The sequence below is a fragment of the Rhizobium sp. Root491 genome (assembly GCF_001427205.1).
In the GTDB taxonomy this organism is placed as follows: Bacteria; Pseudomonadota; Alphaproteobacteria; order Rhizobiales; family Rhizobiaceae; genus Agrobacterium; species Agrobacterium tumefaciens.
This window is the reverse complement of the sequence record NZ_LMFF01000001.1, coordinates 54,664-71,226: the sequence shown is the minus strand read 5'-3', so window position 1 is coordinate 71,226 and position 16,563 is coordinate 54,664. Positions and strand designations below refer to the sequence as shown.

The following is a 16,563-nucleotide window of genomic DNA, read 5'->3' as shown; positions in this document are numbered from 1 at the left end:
GTTTACCCTGTTTTTATCCCGAAGTGGCGAATGCGCCACTCTGGATCACGAAGTAAACAGAATTTAACGTTCTGACTTGCTTGTAGGGGAAAAGCAGGTAAAACGACGCACATGGCCGGAGTCGGGTTCCGCCCGCTGAGGGACAACGTAAAAAGGTAAGAATTGAAATGAAGGCTGGTTCAAGATTTTTGAACGCGGTGTCGGCGGTTGCGCTGTCTGCTGGTGTTTCTTCGGTTGCGGGCCTCGGCGTGCTTGCCTCTGCTGGTGTTGCGAATGCAGCCGTCATCAGCAAGATTGATGTTCGTGGCGCTGAGAGATCCGGTGCGGACTCCGTACGCTCCAACATTACCATTGCGCCGGGTAAGAACTTTTCCAATTCGGACATCGATGAATCGGTGAAGCGTCTTTACGCCACCGGTTACTTCTCGAATGTCTCCATGCGCGTTTCCGGCAGCACGCTGGTTGTAACGGTCAACGAAAACCAGCTCGTCAATCAGGTGGTTTTCAACGGCAACCGCAAGATCAAGGACGATAAGCTCGCTGGCGTCGTGCAGACCCAGCCGCTCGGCCCGTTTAATCAGGCAATCGTTACTGCCGATATCGCGCGCATCAAGGAAGCCTATTCCGCGATCGGCCGCAGCGACGTCGAAATCACCACCCAGACCGTTTCCGTTGGTCAGGGCCGTGTGAACATCGCTTTCGTCATTAACGAAGGCGAGCGCACGAAGATCGGCCGCATCGATTTTGTCGGCAACAATTCCTATAGCGACGGTCGTCTGGCCGCCGTCATCAATACCAAGAAGTCCAACATGCTGTCGTTCCTGACACGCAAGGACGTCTATAACGAGGACAAGCTGCGCGCCGACGAAGAGGCGCTGCGCCAGTTCTACTACAACCGTGGTTATGCCGACTTCCGGGTCGTGTCGTCCGACGCGGTGCTTGATGAATCCAAGAACGAATACACCATCTCCATCACGGTCGACGAAGGCAAGAAGTACGACTTCGGCAACGTCGCAGTCGAATCGACTGTTCCGGGTATTGACGGCTCCGAGCTTCAGGGTCTCGTGGAAACCCGCCAGGGCGCTAGCTACAGCGCCAAGGAAGTCCAGCAGAGCATGGAAGCGATTTCCAAGCGCGTTGCCGGTGAGGGGTATCCTTTCGCCCGTGTAACGCCGCGCGGCGACCGCGATATGTCTGGTAACACCATCGGTGTGACCTATATCGTCGATCAGGGCGAGCGCGCCTATGTCGAGCGTATCGAAATCCGTGGCAACACGCGTACGCGTGACTACGTCATTCGTCGCGAGTTCGATATTTCCGAAGGCGATGCTTTCAACCAGACTGTCATCACGGCTGCCAAGCGCCGTCTTGAAGCGCTCGGTTATTTCTCGAAGGTCAATGTCTCGACTGCCGGCGGCAGCGCGCCTGATCGCGTCGTCATCGTTGTCGACGTGGAAGATCAGTCGACAGGTTCGTTCGGTATCGGTGCGGGTTACTCGCAGAACGACGGTGTGCTGCTTGAAGCATCGATCGAAGAGAAGAACTTCCTCGGTCGTGGCCAGTACATTCGTCTCGCCGCCGGTGCGGGTGAAGACGATGCACGCAGCTACACGCTGTCCTTCACCGAGCCGTATTTCCTTGGTTACCGTCTGGCCGCAGGTTTCGACCTGTTCAAGAGCCAGAGCCGCAGCGAAGATTATTACGATTACGACGAGCAGGGCTTCGCACTGCGCGTGACGGCGCCGATCACCGAGAACCTCTCGACGACGTTCAAGTACACCTACAAGCAGCTCAACTACGACGGTGAGGGCGATTGGGAAACCGGCAGCAATCTTGCCGAGCCCTATAAGGCTCTGATCCGTGGCGGTGACTGGACACAGTCCATCATCTCCAACACGCTGAACTACAATACGCTCGACGACCGCAACATGCCGCGCGAAGGCTGGCAGGCTGCCTTGACGAACGAATTTGCAGGCCTCGGCGGCGATTCCGAATATTACAAGATCTACGCCAAGGCGCGCTTCTACTACACGCTTTCGGATGAGTACGACGTTATCGGCTCGCTCACCGGTCAGGCGGGTCACGTCGTTCCGACGGGCGACAATCTGCTGGTGTTCGATCAGTTCAAGTTCGGTGGTCGTCAGGTTCGCGGCTTCAAGAATGATGGTATTGGCCCGCGTATCGGTTCCGACTCCATCGGCGGTACGACCTACTTCGCGGCTTCTGCTGAAGTCACGGCTCCGATGCCAGGTGTTCCGGAAGATTTCGGCCTCCGTCTCGCCGGTTTCGTCGATGCCGGTACGCTGTACGGCAACAAGGTTGCCAACAGCGCAGGCGTGAAGGATGACAACTCCATCCGAGCATCCGCCGGTATCGGCGTGATGTGGGCATCGCCCTTCGGCCCGATCCGCGTCGACTATGCGGTTCCGATCGCCAAGGAAGACTACGACGAGGAACAGCGTTTCCGGTTTGGCATGTCCAACACTTTCTGATATCGGCAGTCCAGAACTGCAACTTTGAACGTTCTGGAGTGTCCGGCTAATGGAATACAACGCGTTTTTTCCGCCCCACGAGGGACTGCGATTGAAAGACATCGCAGACCGTTTTGGGGCGGAACTGTCTGATGAGGCGGCGGGAGAAAGGATCATCAGGTCCGTTTCGCCGGTCTACCGGGCAAAACCCGACCAGCTCTGCTATATTCTTTCTCGCAAGAACCGCGATGAGTTGCCGACCTGTGAGGCTGGCGCCGTCATTTGTGACGCCGCACTTGCGGATATGCTGCCGTCTCACATTCCGGCGCTGATATCGAAAAACCCGCACACGCTTTTTGCGCAGGTAGGTGCCTTGTTGCATCCCGCCGCGATGCGTCCCGGTACGACTGTGGTGATGGAAGCTGAAGTTTCCCATACCGCGCATGTCGATCCGTCTGCAAAGCTGGAAGCTGGCGTGATTGTTGAGCCGCTTGCCGTGATTGGCGCTGGTGCCCATATCGGCGCCGGTACCCGGATCGGGCCTGGTGTCATCATCGGCGCGGATGTTCAGGTGGGGCGTGATTGCACGATTGCCGGCGGCGCGAGCATTCTTGCCGCTCTCATCGGCAACAATGTGATTATTCACAACGGAGCGCGCATAGGTCAGGACGGGTTCGGTTATGCGCCCGGTCCGCGCGGCATGCTGAAGATCGTGCAGATCGGCCGGGTTATCATTCAGGATAATGTTGAGATCGGCGCTAATACGACGATCGACCGTGGCACGATGGACGACACGGTCATCGGCGAAGGTACCAAGATCGACAATCAGGTTCAGATCGGCCACAACGTCCGCATCGGCCGACATTGCGGCATCGTCAGCAAGGTCGGCATTGCGGGCAGCACCCGCATCGGCGATGGTGTGATGATCGGCGGCGCGGCGGGTATCAACGGCCATATCACTATTGGTGACGGTGTGCAGATTGCGGCGATGAGCGGTGTTGTCGCCGACGTTCCGGCCGGCGCCCGTTATGGTGGGACGCCAGCGCGTCCGATGAAGTATTTCCTGCGCGACATGGCCGATATTCTGGCGCGCGCTGAAGGGCGTGATAAAAAAACAGGAGAAAAAAACGATGGCTGAAGAAACCAAGACGACGCTCGGCGCGGCTGACATTCTGGAAGTCATGAAGCTTTTGCCGCATCGTTACCCGTTCTTGCTCATCGACAAGATCATCGAGATCGATGGTAATAATTCGGCGATTGGCATCAAGAACGTGACGGTCAACGAACCGCATTTCACCGGTCATTTCCCGGATCGCCCGATCATGCCGGGCGTTTTGATCGTTGAGGCCATGGCCCAGACGGCAGGTGCGATCTGCGCCCGCAGCCAGGGTGAGGGCGGTTATCTCGTCTATTTCATGACAATCGACAATGCGCGCTTCCGCAGACCCGTCGTTCCCGGCGATCGTCTGGAAATTCACGTGGTCAAGCAGCGCCAGCGGGGCAATGTCTTCAAATTTCATTGCGAGGCCAAGGTCGAAGGCGCGCTGGTGGCGGAAGCTGACGTCGGTGCGATGATGATCCCCGAGGACCAGCAATGAGCACTATCGCGGCTTCGGCAAAAATTCACCCGACCGCCGTTGTCGAAGACGGCGCGGTTATCGGTGAAAATGTCGTCATCGGTGCCCTGAGCTATGTCGGCGCGAAAGTCACGCTGCAAGACGAGGTCACACTGCACAATCATGCCGTCGTCTCCGGTCTCACCGTCATTGGCCGTGGTTCGGTCATCCATCCAATGGCCGTTATTGGCGGTACACCGCAGGCAATTCGCCACGATGGCTCGGAAACGACGCTCGAGATCGGTGCGCGCTGCATCATGCGCGAAGGCGTTACGATGAATGCGGGCAGCTCCGATGGCAGCGGCAAGACGATTGTCGGCGATGACAACCTGTTCCTCGCCAATTCGCATGTGGCGCATGATTGTCGCCTCGGCAGCCATATCATCCTGTCGAACAATGTGATGCTGGCTGGACATGTCACCATTGAGGACCGCGCCATCCTGGGCGGCGGCTGTGCCGTGCACCAGTTCACCCGAATCGGTCGTCAGGCCTTTATCGGCGGGTTGTCGGCGGTCAATTATGACGTCATTCCCTATGGCATGCTGAACGGTAATCCAGGCATTCTCGGCGGGCTGAATGTCGTTGGCATGACGCGTTCCGGTATCGACCGCGCGGATATTCACAAGGTCAGGCGCGTCTTCAAGCAGATCTTCGAAGGCGAAGGCGCTATCCGCAGCAATGCGGCTGCGATTGACCGCGCAGAATATCTCGATTGCCCCCAGGTCATCGAAATCCTCGATTTCATCGGTGCGGACAGCGACCGCGCGCTTTCTTCGCCAAACCGGGGCAAGTGAGCCGTGACAGGCGGCGGGCGTCTCGCCATCGTGGCCGGCAGCGGCCAGCTGCCGCTGCATGTCGCGGCGGCTGCGCGCGAGATGGGGGAGAACCCCTTCATTGTACAGCTGCGTGATGATTCCCAGTTTGACTGGAGCGGTTTCGACAATGCGGTGATTAGCGTCGGCGATGTCGCCGGGCTTGGTCGGCTGCTACGCGAAAACCAGGTGGACCGCGTCGTGCTTTCCGGCGCCGTGGCGCGACGCCCTGAATGGCGGGAAATCCGCCCCACGATCGGCATATTGCTGAAACTGCCATCCATCGTCCGCACCTTGCTGTCGAGCGGCGATGACGCCGTTTTGCAGATGGTCATCAAGGTCATCGGCACGCTTGGGGCAAAAGTCATTGGCGCCCACGAGATCGCACCCGGTCTGCTTGCGACGACCGGCCCTTTCGGTGCGCATAAACCTGCTGAAGACGATCTGCGCGACATACGCAAGGCCGCGCAGGCCGCACTGGCACTCGGCACGCTTGATGTCGGGCAGGGTGCAGTCGCCGTTGGCGGCCGTATCGTTGCACTGGAGGGCGTCGAGGGCACAGACGCGATGCTGGCGCGTGTCGCGGCATTACGCGCTGAGGGCCGCATCTCGACCCGTCGCAAGGGTGTTCTGGTGAAGCTCTGCAAGCCGCAGCAGGATATCCGCGCTGACTTGCCGACCATCGGCGTGGAAACGGTGGAGAACGCGCATAAGGCCGGGCTAGCGGGGATCGCCGTTGAAGCCGGACGCGCGCTGGTACTTGATCGCGATGAGATGTTGAAGGCGGCAGATCAGGCCGGCATATTCGTCTGCGGTATCGATACGTCACTCGGTGAAGACATGATGGGCGGAGACATGGTGGGATGACGGCAACGTTGAAGGTGGCGGTTATAGCCGGCGAGGTATCGGGCGATCTTCTGGGTGCCGATCTCATCCGGTCCCTGAAAGGCCATTACTCGGGTTCTGTCGAGTTGATGGGCGTCGGCGGTGAGGCTCTGGAGGCGCAGGGGCTGGTTTCGCTGTTCGATTATTCCGAACTCTCCATCATGGGCTTCACGCAGGTTCTGAAGAAGCTGCCCAAGCTGATTTCGCGGATCAACCAGACTGCGCAGGCAATCATTGTCGCCAAGCCGGATATTCTGCTGATCATCGACAGCCCGGATTTCACCCATCGTGTTGCGAAAAAAGTACGCAAACAATTGCCGCATCTGCCGGTCGTCAATTATGTCTGCCCCAGCGTCTGGGCGTGGAAGGAATATCGCGCCACCGCGATGTTGTCCTATGTCGATCACGTTCTGGCCTTGCTTCCATTCGAGCCGGAGGCGATGCGGCGTCTCGGCGGCCCGCCGACAACCTTTGTCGGCCATCGCCTCAGCGTCGATCAAGACGTGCTCTCCGTGCGGCAGAGGCGGGCTGAGCGGCCCCTGCCTGCCAACGGCGAACCGAAAACCATTCTGCTCCTGCCGGGGTCACGTTCCACCGAAACGACCCGGTTGATGGAGCCGTTTCAGGAAGCGGCAAAAGCATATGTCGAGCGCAACGGCCCGACGAAGTTTCTGCTGCCGACAGTGCCGCGCCAGGAAAACCGCATCCGCGAACTGGCAGCAACATGGCCGCAGGATATCAGGCCTGAAATCGGCATCGATCCCGCCTTCAAGTGGAATGCATTTGCGCGCGCCGATGCGGCGATTGCCGCGTCCGGCACCGTTATTCTCGAACTCGCGCTCGTCGGCGTACCAACCATATCGGTCTACAAGACCGACTGGATTTTCACGATGCTGAGCAAGCGGGTGAAAACCTGGACAGGTGCGCTTCCGAACCTGATTGCCGACTATGTCGTGGTGCCGGAATATTTCAACGAGGTGGTACGGGCAGGGTCGATGTTGCGCTGGGCCGAACGGCTCTCATCCGACACCACCGAACGGCGGGCGATGCTGGAAGGCTATGCTCTTGTGCAGGAGCGTTTGCACACCGAAGTGCCTCCTGGCGAAACCGGCGCCCTTATCCTTCTCGATGTGCTGAACAGCCGCAAGCAGCAAGGCTGAACCGGCAGCGATCCTGTCTGCTTCCTGGGGTTGGCAGGGCAGGTTTCGCTATTCTTATCGATGATCATATCCAACAAAAAAGCCGGCGGATAAAACCCGCCGGCTTTTTTATGTTGGTTGGTTTCCCGGCTTAACGCTTGGAAACCGGAACGTAGTCACGCTTGCCGGCGCCCGTGTAGAGCTGACGCGGACGGCCGATGCGCTGCTGCGGATCCTCGATCATTTCGTTCCACTGCGCGATCCAGCCGACGGTGCGGGCCAGTGCGAACAGCACGGTAAACATGGTCGTGGGGAAGCCAAGCGCCTTCAGCGTGATACCCGAATAGAAGTCGACGTTCGGGTATAGCTTCTTCTCGACGAAGTAAGGATCGGAAAGAGCGATCTTTTCGAGTTCGAGCGCGACCTGCATGATCGGATCGTCGGAGTTGCCGGTGGCTTCCAGCACTTCGTACATCGTCTTCTGCATGATCTTGGCGCGCGGGTCGTAGTTCTTGTACACGCGGTGGCCAAAGCCCATCAGGCGGAACGGATCGTTCTTGTCCTTGGCGCGGGCAATGTATTCCGGAATGCGGTCAACCGTGCCGATTTCGTTGAGCATGTTGAGCGCCGCTTCGTTGGCGCCGCCATGTGCCGGACCCCAGAGGCAGGCGATGCCCGCTGCAATACATGCGAACGGGTTTGCACCCGACGAACCGGCAAGACGCACCGTGGAGGTGGAAGCGTTCTGTTCGTGATCCGCATGCAGGATGAAGATGCGGTCCATGGCGCGGGCCAGAACCGGATCGACCTTGTACTCTTCGCAAGGCACGGCAAAGCACATGTGCAGGAAGTTGGAAGCGTAATCGAGGTCGTTCTTCGGGTAAACGAAGGGCTGGCCGATATGGTACTTGTAGGCCATGGCGGCGATCGTCGGCATTTTCGCGATCATCCGCAGCGAAGCGACCATGCGCTGATGCGGATCCGTAATGTCCGTCGAGTCGTGATAGAAGGCCGAGAGAGCGCCGACCGTGCCGCACATGACAGCCATCGGATGTGCGTCGCGACGGTAGCCGGTGAAAAAGCGGCTCATCTGCTCGTGCACCATGGTGTGGCGCGTTACGCGGGTGTCGAAGTCCTTCTTCTGCGCAGCCGTCGGCAATTCGCCGTAAAGCAGCAGATAGCAGGTTTCCAGGAAGTCGCCCTGTTCGGCAAGCTGCTCGATGGGGAAGCCGCGGTGCAGAAGAACGCCTTCGTCACCATCGATATAGGTGATCTTGGATTCGCAGGAGGCTGTCGAGGTGAAGCCGGGGTCGTAGGTGAAGGAGCCCGTGTGCTTGTACAGCGTGGCGATATCGACGACGCTTGGTCCAATCGTGCCTTCCCTGACCGGGAGTTCGACCTGTTTTTCGCCAAGTGTCACTGTAGCGCTTTTTTCCGTCATACTGATCCTCCGAAAACATGCGGGTGGGGGCGTTGAGATACGCCCCGCGGTTAAGCGTCTACCGATTAGCTATATGATCCTTGCGCGGATGCCAAGCTATCCAAAGGTCAAATTGTGCATTGCGGCAAACGCAATCGCGTTGCTTCAGGCTTTCCCGGCAGCAGCAATTCAATCTCGGTCAACGCATCGTTAAAGTAAAGGATTGCAATCCCCAGCGCTGGTCTGCAAACCTGTTTTTGGTGCGGCAAGGGGCGGTGGGGATTGCTCGGTCAAGGGGAAAAACAGCATTTCGAATATGCTAAAACGATGCAGGGAGACTTGCCCGGCACGCGGGAAATTCTGTTTCCTCTCCGCCGAAGCAGTGATGCGGCAACATATGACACTTCCGCCATTATTCCCGAGATTAACCGCAACACTACCGTGGTCGAAAAAATCGCCACGTACCTGGCCGAGGAGCGCGCATTCGGCCACGATTTTCTTTTCATTCCCGTTTCCATCGGCTGCGGCGCGGTACTCTGGTTTTCTCTAGATACCACGCCTTCCCCGGTCGTTTTGATTGCCACATTTCTTTTTGTCGCCGTTCTGGCGCTCTTTGTGAGATATAAAGCTGGCATTGCGGCGGCGGTTTGCGGCCCCTTCGCTTTTTTATTGCTCGGCATGCTTCTGGCAGATTTCGAAACCCGAAGGGCAGGGACCGTGGTGCTGGATACCCCCGTCACCACCACCATCACCGGCACTGTGGCGCGCCGGGAGGTCGATGCACGCGGCTACTGGCGATATGTCGTCGATCTGACCGCAACAGCGGACCCGACATTGTCGCGTCCGCCGCAGAGGATATCGGTGCTTTCGCGTGGCGGAGGCGAGCCGATCGCACTCGGCGCAACCCTTCGCGGCAAGGTCCGCCTCTCGCCGCCATCCGGCCCGGCCTTGCCGGGACTGAACGACTTCGCCTTCACGTCCTATTTCAAAGGCATAGGCGCGACCGGTTTCTTTTATAAATCACCGGATGCGCTTGTATCACCCGTTGGTGACGCAAGGCCTGACAAGGGTTGGTTGGAATGGGCCGATATGCGGCTTTATGGCCTTCGCAGCGCAATTGCCGAACGCATCCGCACCACCATCGGCGGTGATGCCGGAGCCTTCGCCGCCTCCATCATCACCGATGAGAGACAGGCTATATCGGCGGAGACGATGGAGGCGTTGCGGCTCTCCGGCCTTGCCCATATCGTCGCCATATCCGGGCTCAACATGGCATTGGCCTCCGGCATATTCTTTGTTGGCCTGAGACTGGCTTTCAGCCTGTCTCCCGCCTTTGCGCAGCGCTGGCCGGTCAAGAAGATCGCGGCTTTCGCGGCACTGCTGATGACGCTTGCCTATTATCTGATTTCCGGTTTTGCCGTTTCCGCCGAGCGCGCCTGGCTGATGATGTCTGTGATGCTGATCGCGGTCCTTTTCGATCAACCATCACTCAGCCTCAGAAACGTTGCCATTTCCGCCCTGATCATTCTGGCTTTCTCGCCCTCGGAAATCATGGGTCCGAGTTTTCAGATGTCATTTGCGGCCACCATAGCGCTTGTTTCGGCCTATGCCTTCTGGAGCCGTTGGCGTACGGATCGCGAGCGGCTGTTCATCGGGCGCAAGCCCGCATGGCTGAAGGTGGCGGAAATGATGGGCGCGGTCATTGGCGGCGTTATCACGACGTCGCTGATCGGGGGCCTTTCGACGGCGATCTATTCAGCCGAACATTTTCACCGTGTCACCACCTATGGACTGTTCGCCAATCTGGCTGCAATGCCGCTCATGTCGCTGATCGTCATGCCATTCGCTCTTATCGCCATGCTGCTGATGCCCTTCGGGCTCGATGCGCCGTTCCTGAAGATCATGGGTTATGGCATGGCACTCGTCATCGAGGTTGCAAACGAGGTGGCCTCCTGGGGCGGCAGCGCAGCGACGGGGCGTCCGCATGGCTGGTTTATCGGTTTGGCTTCGGTGGGTTTCCTGCCGCTGACATTGCTGCGCAGCCGGCTTGCGCTTCTTGGCATCCCGTTTCTGCTCTTCGCCTTCGGCGTGTCGGCAGTTACGGCCTATCGTGATCTGCCGGATCTATTGATTCACGAGGACGGCGAATTGGTGGCACTCCTGGAGGATGGCAAGGTCTCAACCACAAAAGCCCGTCCGCAGAGCTTCGTTTACGGACAGTGGCAAAGGGCACTGCTGCTGCCGGAAAAAACCGTGCCGCCGGGTTTTATAAATGGCGAGAGCACGGCAACTGCTGGTTCTGACTCGAGATCGAAACTGTCGCCGGAAGACATGGCTGTGGTGGTACGCGAGATGACGGCGGCGCTCAAAGACGCCAAAGCTGGCGTCTTCACCTGCAGGAAAGACATATGGTGCGTAGCGAGCGCCGCGAGCGGAGAGTGGATCGTCGTTCTGGACGATGGCCGCTTCGCCGGAAAAGCCTGCGATATTGCCGATATCGTCGTTGTTTCCCGCAGAACCTCTTTTTCGCAGTGCCGCTCGGGTGCACTCCTGCTCAGCCGTGACATCTTGCGGCGTCTCGGTTCTGTGGAAATAGATTTTGCTGACAAGAGGGAGGAGGGTGTGGCGAGCGGGCTGCGCGCCGCAATCGCCGGAACGGACAGGCCCTGGAGCCAGCACCGTTATTACGATTGGAAAAGCGGAAGTTTCGACCGTGATCTGCCGCAGCCCATCATCCGGCTGCTGGCGGCGTCGCAATGACCGCCGCCAGCTTGGATCATCGGGCCTTGGCGCGCAAATCTTCAGTCAATTCGCCGATCCCGCCAACTTCCTCTTCATGACCAGCGTCGCGCCAGCTCTCCTTCAAACCGGCCTCGTACCATTCTTGCATGGCAGGCAGGGCGAGCAGCCGGTCGCAATAGGCTTTCGCTGCTGGCGAAAGATCCGCGCTGCCATAGGTCTGGAAACGGAATGCAACCGGGCAGAAGAAAGCATCGACCGCCGTGAACTTTTGACCGGCAAGATATGGCCCGCCGAATTTTGTGAGACCCTCGCTCCACAACGCATCGATCCGCTTTATATCGGCTTTAAGCCCGGCATCGCCGCCCCTGGGTTTGACCCGAATGCCCACCGACATGGGATAGAGATTGCGCAGCGAGGAAAAGCCGGCATGCATCTCACTTGCGGCCGAACGCGACCAGGCCCTCGCATGCTTGTCGCTTGCCCAGACACCCTGGTGTCTTTCGGCAAGATATTCGACGATCGAAAGCGTTTCCCAAACCGTCATGCCCTCGTCGACTAGGCAGGGCACCTTGCCTGTCGGCGAAAAGGAGGAGAAGGAGACGCCTTCGCCGAACGGAATGAGCTTTTCATCAAAGGCGATACCGAGCGTGCGCATCAATACCCACGGCCGCAGCGACCATGAAGAATAGTTCTTGTTGGCTATATAAAGATCGTACATGGCGTATCTCCCGGATATGACGCGTATTTCTACACCTGCCAAGCGTTCACGGAATATCGAAAATTATCCATGGCTCCCATAAACGCCGTTGATGAATGGTGATGTGGGGCCGCTGAGAGCGCGCCTTGCGATAAGTCACCCTTTGGTGACGACTAAAACTGACTGCGCAACACGACAGAACAACGTCGCTAAAAAACAGCGGATGGGATCGCTTCGACAATTACAGCGAGCAGCCCATTCGCCACCACGCCTGTAGCGAAACCGAAGCATCTTTATGGAGCAGGAACTTAGTTTGGAAAGGGCAACGCGCACAGGCTGAATGGCGCATATGTTCGTGCACCCGCTAAAGCACGCCACGTTTGGAAACAGCCAAACCATATATAGGCGCCATCTTCACGATGACGCCTATTGTAAAGTGAATACGTTCGGTTTGATAAGATCAATGGTAGCGGCGGATCAGCCCCACCAGTTTGCCCTGAATTTTCACCCGGTCGGGCCCGAAGATACGGGTCTCATAGGCTGGGTTTGCCGCCTCGAGCGCAATGGAGGCTCCCTTGCGGCGGAAGCGCTTCAGCGTGGCTTCCTCGTCATCCACCAGAGCCACAACGATATCCCCGGGATTGGCGGTGTTGCCGTTGCGGATGATGACTGTGTCGCCGTCGAAAATGCCGGCCTCGATCATCGAATCACCCTTGACCTCAAGAGCGTAATGTTCGCCCGTGCCAAGCATGTCTACTGGCACGGCCACATCATGGGTGTTGTTCTGGATGGCGGAAATCGGCACGCCCGCAGCGATGCGGCCCATGACCGGCACGGTGACAGCCCCGCCCAGATCATTGGCCGGCGTCTTGGGGGCAGGGGCCGGTTCCGGCGTCTTGGGCTTGCCAAGGCTGCCTTCGATAACGCTCGGCGAAAAGCCGCGCTGCGGCCTTGCACCCGGCGTATAAGCCTCGGGCAGCTTGATGACTTCCAGCGCCCGGGCTCTATTCGGTAGCCGACGAATGAACCCGCGCTCTTCGAGAGCGGTTATCAGGCGGTGGATGCCGGATTTCGAAGCAAGATCGAGTGCGTCCTTCATTTCATCGAAGGAGGGCGGCACGCCGGACTCTTTCATTCGTTCATGAATGAAGAGAAGCAATTCCTGCTGTTTGCGCGTGAGCATGAGGAAAACACCCTTTAGAATCGTAGTGGAAGTCGCGAAACAAATACAGAACGAACACTATATGTTCCATATGTGTTCTGCAATCCCCTAAAATTTCGTGAAGGTGCCATCTGTTGCTGTGATGATTTGCCTCATAGCACGCAATTGTGCTTTTGTGCGGTCGAAACCGTCCCGGCATGCTCCGGGCGGAAGGCCAGCAGGATACATTTTCATGACGAAACCCTATAGCGTTGACCATCTCGTTTTGCCCGTGGAAGTCATAGGCGTCGCCGTGAAGCGCCTCGTCAGTCTTGGCTTTACGGTTGCGCCGGAGGCTCTGCATCCTTTCGGCACCCAAAATGCCTGCGTATTTTTCGCCGATGGCACCTATCTGGAGCCGCTCGCAATTGCTGATCCGGCTAAATATAATGCGTCAATAGAGAGGGGTGATGTGTTCACTGGCAGGGATGTGGCCTTCCGGCAACGGGACGGGCAGGAGGGTTTTTCGGCTCTTGTCGCCAGGACTGAAGACGCCTTGGTTGACCATGAGCGGTTTCGGGCAGCCGGCCTTTCGGCGGGCGATGTTTTCGAGTTTTCGCGGCCTGTTCGGATGCCGGATGGCTCGCAAGGCGAGGCGGCGTTCCGGCTTGCTTTTGCTGCAAGCGGGGCGGCCGCGGATTTCTTTTTGTTCAGTTGTCAACGGGTTCAAGCCCTTCCGGGCGATCGCACCATGCTGGAGCGCCACGCCAATGGTGTCACCGGCCTGAGTGAAATCGTCCTGTTTTCCGGCGGCAATATGAAGGTGGCGGGCCTGATCGAGACAGTGTTTGGCTGTGAAGGCAAAAGGTCTCCGGGCGGTGATATTGTTTTTGCGACCGGCAATGCCAGCATCAGATTGACCGGAAAACCGCCTTTCGGCGGGCAGGCCCTGAGTGCTCAGGATGGCAACGAAGGCGGATTGCGCGGCGCGGGCATCGTCTTTTCGTCACACGATCTTGCCGTGACAGAGGCGGTGCTTGCTGCTAATGGCGTGTCCTGCGCAAAAGCGGACGGCCGTCTGGTAGTGCCCGCGGCACCCGGTCAGGGCGTTGCCTTCGCCTTCGAGGAAAAATGATGAGCGTTACGAACAATCTTAAAGTCACTGCCGGCGACGGCGCCAGCAAGGTTTCCTTCTCGAATACCGAGCGGTTTTCGCTGATTGCCGGTCCGTGCCAGATGGAAAGCCGCGAACATGCCTTCATGATCGCTGGCGTCCTGAAGGAGCTTTGCGACAAGCTGGGAATAGGGCTTGTCTACAAGTCCTCTTTCGACAAGGCGAACCGCACTTCGCTTTCCGGAAAACGCGGCATCGGCCTGGATAACGCGATGCAGGTTTTTACCGATCTCAAAAAGGAATTCGGTTTTCCTGTTCTGACCGACATCCACACGGAAGAGCAATGCGCCATCGTTTCCGAGGTAGTGGACGTGCTGCAGATTCCGGCGTTCCTCAGCCGCCAGACCGATCTTCTCGTTGCCGCCGCCAAGACCGGCCGCGTCATCAACGTCAAGAAAGGCCAGTTTCTGGCGCCCTGGGACATGAAGAACGTGCTCGCCAAGCTCAATGAGAGCGGCAATCCGAATGTGATGTTGTGCGAGCGCGGCGCGTCCTTCGGTTACAACACGCTGGTTTCCGACATGCGCTCTTTGCCGATCATGGCAGCGCTCGGCGCACCTGTCGTGTTCGATGCCACCCATTCGGTGCAGCAGCCGGGCGGGCAGGGCGGCTCCACAGGTGGCCAGCGCGAATTCGTCGAGACGTTGGCGCGTGCGGCCGTTGCGGTTGGCGTGGCTGGTCTCTTCATCGAGACCCATGAGGATCCGGACAATGCGCCGTCAGACGGCCCTAACATGGTCCACCTGAAGGACATGCCGAAACTGCTCGAAAAGCTTCTGGCTTTCGACACGATTACGAAAGCCTGAGCGGCTGACCGTGACGGCGGGCACTTTTGTGCCAATCGATTTTAATGGCGGGCGGGCCGTTTCCGCTGCCCACCGTCATTGTAATTTCTTCGCCATCGTCTAAGACAGGCGACGGAAAATATCTGTTCCATTCCCAAGGGAGAGACCATGACTGCCATTACCGATATCATCGCGCGCGAAATTCTCGACAGCCGCGGCAATCCGACCGTTGAAGTCGACGTTTATCTCGAAGACGGCTCCATGGGCCGTGCCGCCGTTCCCTCCGGCGCCTCCACCGGCGCGCATGAGGCGGTTGAACTGCGCGATGGCGGCAAGCGTTATCTCGGCAAGGGCGTGGAAAAGGCGGTCGAAGCCGTCAATACGGAAATCTTCGACGCGATTGGCGGTTTCGACGCTGAAAACCAGATCCAGATCGACCAGATGATGATCGCGCTCGACGGCACGCCGAACAAGTCGCGCATCGGCGCCAACGCCATCCTCGGCGTGTCGCTCGCCGTTGCGAAGGCTGCCGCTGAAGCCTCCGGCCTGCCGCTTTACCGTTATGTCGGCGGCCCGAACGCGCATCTGCTGCCGGTTCCGATGATGAACATCATCAACGGCGGCGCGCATGCCGATAACCCCATCGACTTCCAAGAATTCATGATCCTGCCGGTCGGCGCAGAAAACATTCGCGAAGCCGTGCGCATGGGCTCCGAAGTCTTCCATACGCTGAAAAAAGAACTGTCCGCACAGGGCCACAACACCAATGTCGGCGATGAGGGCGGTTTTGCACCGGGTCTCGAAAGCGCGCCGGCAGCACTCGATTTCATCATGAAGTCGATCGAAAAGGCTGGCTACCGTCCAGGCGACGACATGTTCATCGGTCTCGACTGTGCGGCGACCGAATTCTTCAAGAACGGCAATTACGTTTATGAAGGCGAAGGCAAGACCCGTTCGCCGATCGAGCAGGCCGAATACCTGGCCGAGCTCGTGGCGAAATATCCGATCATCTCCGTCGAAGATGGCATGGCTGAAGACGACTGGGATGGCTGGAAGGCGCTGACCGATCTCATTGGCAACAAGTGCCAGCTGGTGGGCGACGATCTTTTCGTCACCAACTCCGCCCGCCTTCGCGACGGTATCAAGATGGGTGTCGCCAACTCCATCCTCGTCAAGGTCAACCAGATCGGTTCGCTTTCCGAGACGCTGGACGCAGTCGAAACGGCGCACAAGGCAGGTTACACCGCCGTCATGTCGCACCGTTCGGGCGAAACGGAAGATTCCACCATCGCCGATCTCGCGGTCGCAACCAACTGCGGTCAGATCAAGACCGGCTCGCTTGCCCGTTCCGACCGGCTCGCAAAGTACAACCAGCTTATCCGCATTGAAGAAATGCTGGGCCCGCAGGCTGCTTACGCCGGCCGTTCGATCCTGCGCGGATAATCCGCGTTCGGGTTTCGCGATATGGCCCGCCGCCTGGCGGGCCAGTCTCAGGGATGGGCGGTTTATCCGCACTGCTTACTCCCGAGTTGATCCGGGGTTCAGTCAGCCCAGGTCCCTGGGTTGAAAGGACTCTTTTCACGGCGAAGACGCGCTGTGGCTTGATGCCGGATCACGCTCGGCTAACGAACTCTCTCTGATATCTTCGTCATTATTAGCCCGCCTCTGGCGGGCTTTTTTG

General features: G+C 58.4%; 13 protein-coding genes. 10 read left to right on the top strand and 3 right to left on the bottom strand.

All coding sequences use genetic code 11. The annotated features are described in order from the left end of the window. Nucleotides 1-167: 167 nt before the first annotated feature. The 6 genes from bamA to lpxB are packed head-to-tail and all read left to right on the top strand — an operon-like array spanning nt 168 to nt 6,944. Nucleotides 168-2,492 (top strand): outer membrane protein assembly factor BamA, encoded by a 2,325-nt coding sequence (gene bamA / locus ASD46_RS00345; protein ID WP_019565536.1) that lies wholly within the window; start codon nt 168-170, stop codon nt 2,490-2,492. 49 nt (nt 2,493-2,541) lie between these two features. Further along, nucleotides 2,542-3,609 carry a UDP-3-O-(3-hydroxymyristoyl)glucosamine N-acyltransferase gene (gene lpxD, locus ASD46_RS00340; protein ID WP_025593345.1) on the top strand — a complete coding sequence of 356 codons (1,068 nt, stop codon included), beginning with the start codon at nt 2,542-2,544 and terminating at the stop codon, nt 3,607-3,609. After that, the gene (fabZ, locus tag ASD46_RS00335; protein ID WP_003512853.1) at nt 3,602-4,069 is read left to right on the top strand and encodes a 3-hydroxyacyl-ACP dehydratase FabZ; all 468 of its coding nucleotides are present in this window, start codon (nt 3,602-3,604) and stop codon (nt 4,067-4,069) included. Before lpxD ends, fabZ begins: the two co-directional genes overlap by 8 nt. Next, on the top strand, nt 4,066-4,881 hold the full coding sequence (gene lpxA / locus ASD46_RS00330) for an acyl-ACP--UDP-N-acetylglucosamine O-acyltransferase (protein WP_013636021.1): 816 nt from the start codon (nt 4,066-4,068) through the stop codon (nt 4,879-4,881). The genes fabZ and lpxA overlap by 4 nt, the downstream gene beginning before the upstream one ends. 3 nt (nt 4,882-4,884) lie before the next feature. Then, nucleotides 4,885-5,766 carry an LpxI family protein gene (locus tag ASD46_RS00325; protein ID WP_003512855.1) on the top strand — a complete coding sequence of 294 codons (882 nt, stop codon included), beginning with the start codon at nt 4,885-4,887 and terminating at the stop codon, nt 5,764-5,766. Then, a complete protein-coding gene (lpxB, locus tag ASD46_RS00320; protein ID WP_035198207.1) occupies nt 5,763-6,944 on the top strand; it encodes a lipid-A-disaccharide synthase in 1,182 nt (393 codons plus the stop codon). The genes ASD46_RS00325 and lpxB overlap by 4 nt, the downstream gene beginning before the upstream one ends. Nucleotides 6,945-7,074: 130 nt before the next feature. Here the strand turns inward: lpxB and gltA are convergent, their stop codons facing one another. Then, entirely contained in the window at nt 7,075-8,364 is a 1,290-nt protein-coding gene (gltA, locus tag ASD46_RS00315; RefSeq protein ID WP_003496202.1) for a citrate synthase, read from the bottom strand. Between the two features lie 306 nt (nt 8,365-8,670). On the opposite strand from gltA, the gene ASD46_RS00310 reads away from it, so the two are divergent. After that, a complete protein-coding gene (locus tag ASD46_RS00310) occupies nt 8,671-11,103 on the top strand; it encodes a ComEC/Rec2 family competence protein (protein ID WP_025593349.1) in 2,433 nt (810 codons plus the stop codon). Nucleotides 11,104-11,119: 16 nt separating this feature from the next. Here ASD46_RS00310 and ASD46_RS00305 read toward each other — a convergent pair whose 3' ends face one another. Next, entirely contained in the window at nt 11,120-11,803 is a 684-nt protein-coding gene (locus ASD46_RS00305) for a glutathione S-transferase family protein (RefSeq protein ID WP_025593350.1), read from the bottom strand. A 439-nt stretch (nt 11,804-12,242) separates the two neighbouring features. After that, entirely contained in the window at nt 12,243-12,965 is a 723-nt protein-coding gene (gene lexA, locus ASD46_RS00300) for a transcriptional repressor LexA (protein WP_003512859.1), read from the bottom strand. Nucleotides 12,966-13,176: 211 nt separating this feature from the next. Here lexA and ASD46_RS00295 point away from each other — a divergent pair, with 211 nt between their 5' ends. The 3 genes from ASD46_RS00295 to eno all read left to right on the top strand — a co-directional run bounded on the left by ASD46_RS00295 (nt 13,177) and on the right by eno (nt 16,325). After that, the gene (locus ASD46_RS00295; protein ID WP_035198216.1) at nt 13,177-14,058 is read left to right on the top strand and encodes a VOC family protein; all 882 of its coding nucleotides are present in this window, start codon (nt 13,177-13,179) and stop codon (nt 14,056-14,058) included. Beyond that, a complete protein-coding gene (gene kdsA / locus ASD46_RS00290; protein ID WP_025593353.1) occupies nt 14,058-14,903 on the top strand; it encodes a 3-deoxy-8-phosphooctulonate synthase in 846 nt (281 codons plus the stop codon). The genes ASD46_RS00295 and kdsA overlap by 1 nt, the downstream gene beginning before the upstream one ends. Before the next feature lie 147 nt (nt 14,904-15,050). Continuing rightward, nucleotides 15,051-16,325, top strand: a complete 1,275-nt coding sequence (eno, locus tag ASD46_RS00285) for a phosphopyruvate hydratase (protein ID WP_003512870.1) — start codon at nt 15,051-15,053, stop codon at nt 16,323-16,325. Nucleotides 16,326-16,563 lie beyond the last annotated feature (238 nt).

What these genes read in the sequence shown, in the direction of transcription:
- ASD46_RS00305 (WP_025593350.1), bottom strand. Translation starts at nt 11,803, where the DNA reads ATGTACGATCTTTATATAGCCAACAAGAACTATTCTTCATGGTCGCTG.
- ASD46_RS00310 (WP_025593349.1), top strand. Translation starts at nt 8,671, where the DNA reads ATGCAGGGAGACTTGCCCGGCACGCGGGAAATTCTGTTTCCTCTCCGC.
- bamA (WP_019565536.1), top strand. Translation starts at nt 168, where the DNA reads ATGAAGGCTGGTTCAAGATTTTTGAACGCGGTGTCGGCGGTTGCGCTG.
- ASD46_RS00295 (WP_035198216.1), top strand. Translation starts at nt 13,177, where the DNA reads ATGACGAAACCCTATAGCGTTGACCATCTCGTTTTGCCCGTGGAAGTC.
- lpxD (WP_025593345.1), top strand. Translation starts at nt 2,542, where the DNA reads ATGGAATACAACGCGTTTTTTCCGCCCCACGAGGGACTGCGATTGAAA.
- kdsA (WP_025593353.1), top strand. Translation starts at nt 14,058, where the DNA reads ATGAGCGTTACGAACAATCTTAAAGTCACTGCCGGCGACGGCGCCAGC.
- eno (WP_003512870.1), top strand. Translation starts at nt 15,051, where the DNA reads ATGACTGCCATTACCGATATCATCGCGCGCGAAATTCTCGACAGCCGC.
- lpxA (WP_013636021.1), top strand. Translation starts at nt 4,066, where the DNA reads ATGAGCACTATCGCGGCTTCGGCAAAAATTCACCCGACCGCCGTTGTC.
- lpxB (WP_035198207.1), top strand. Translation starts at nt 5,763, where the DNA reads ATGACGGCAACGTTGAAGGTGGCGGTTATAGCCGGCGAGGTATCGGGC.
- gltA (WP_003496202.1), bottom strand. Translation starts at nt 8,364, where the DNA reads ATGACGGAAAAAAGCGCTACAGTGACACTTGGCGAAAAACAGGTCGAA.
- lexA (WP_003512859.1), bottom strand. Translation starts at nt 12,965, where the DNA reads ATGCTCACGCGCAAACAGCAGGAATTGCTTCTCTTCATTCATGAACGA.
- fabZ (WP_003512853.1), top strand. Translation starts at nt 3,602, where the DNA reads ATGGCTGAAGAAACCAAGACGACGCTCGGCGCGGCTGACATTCTGGAA.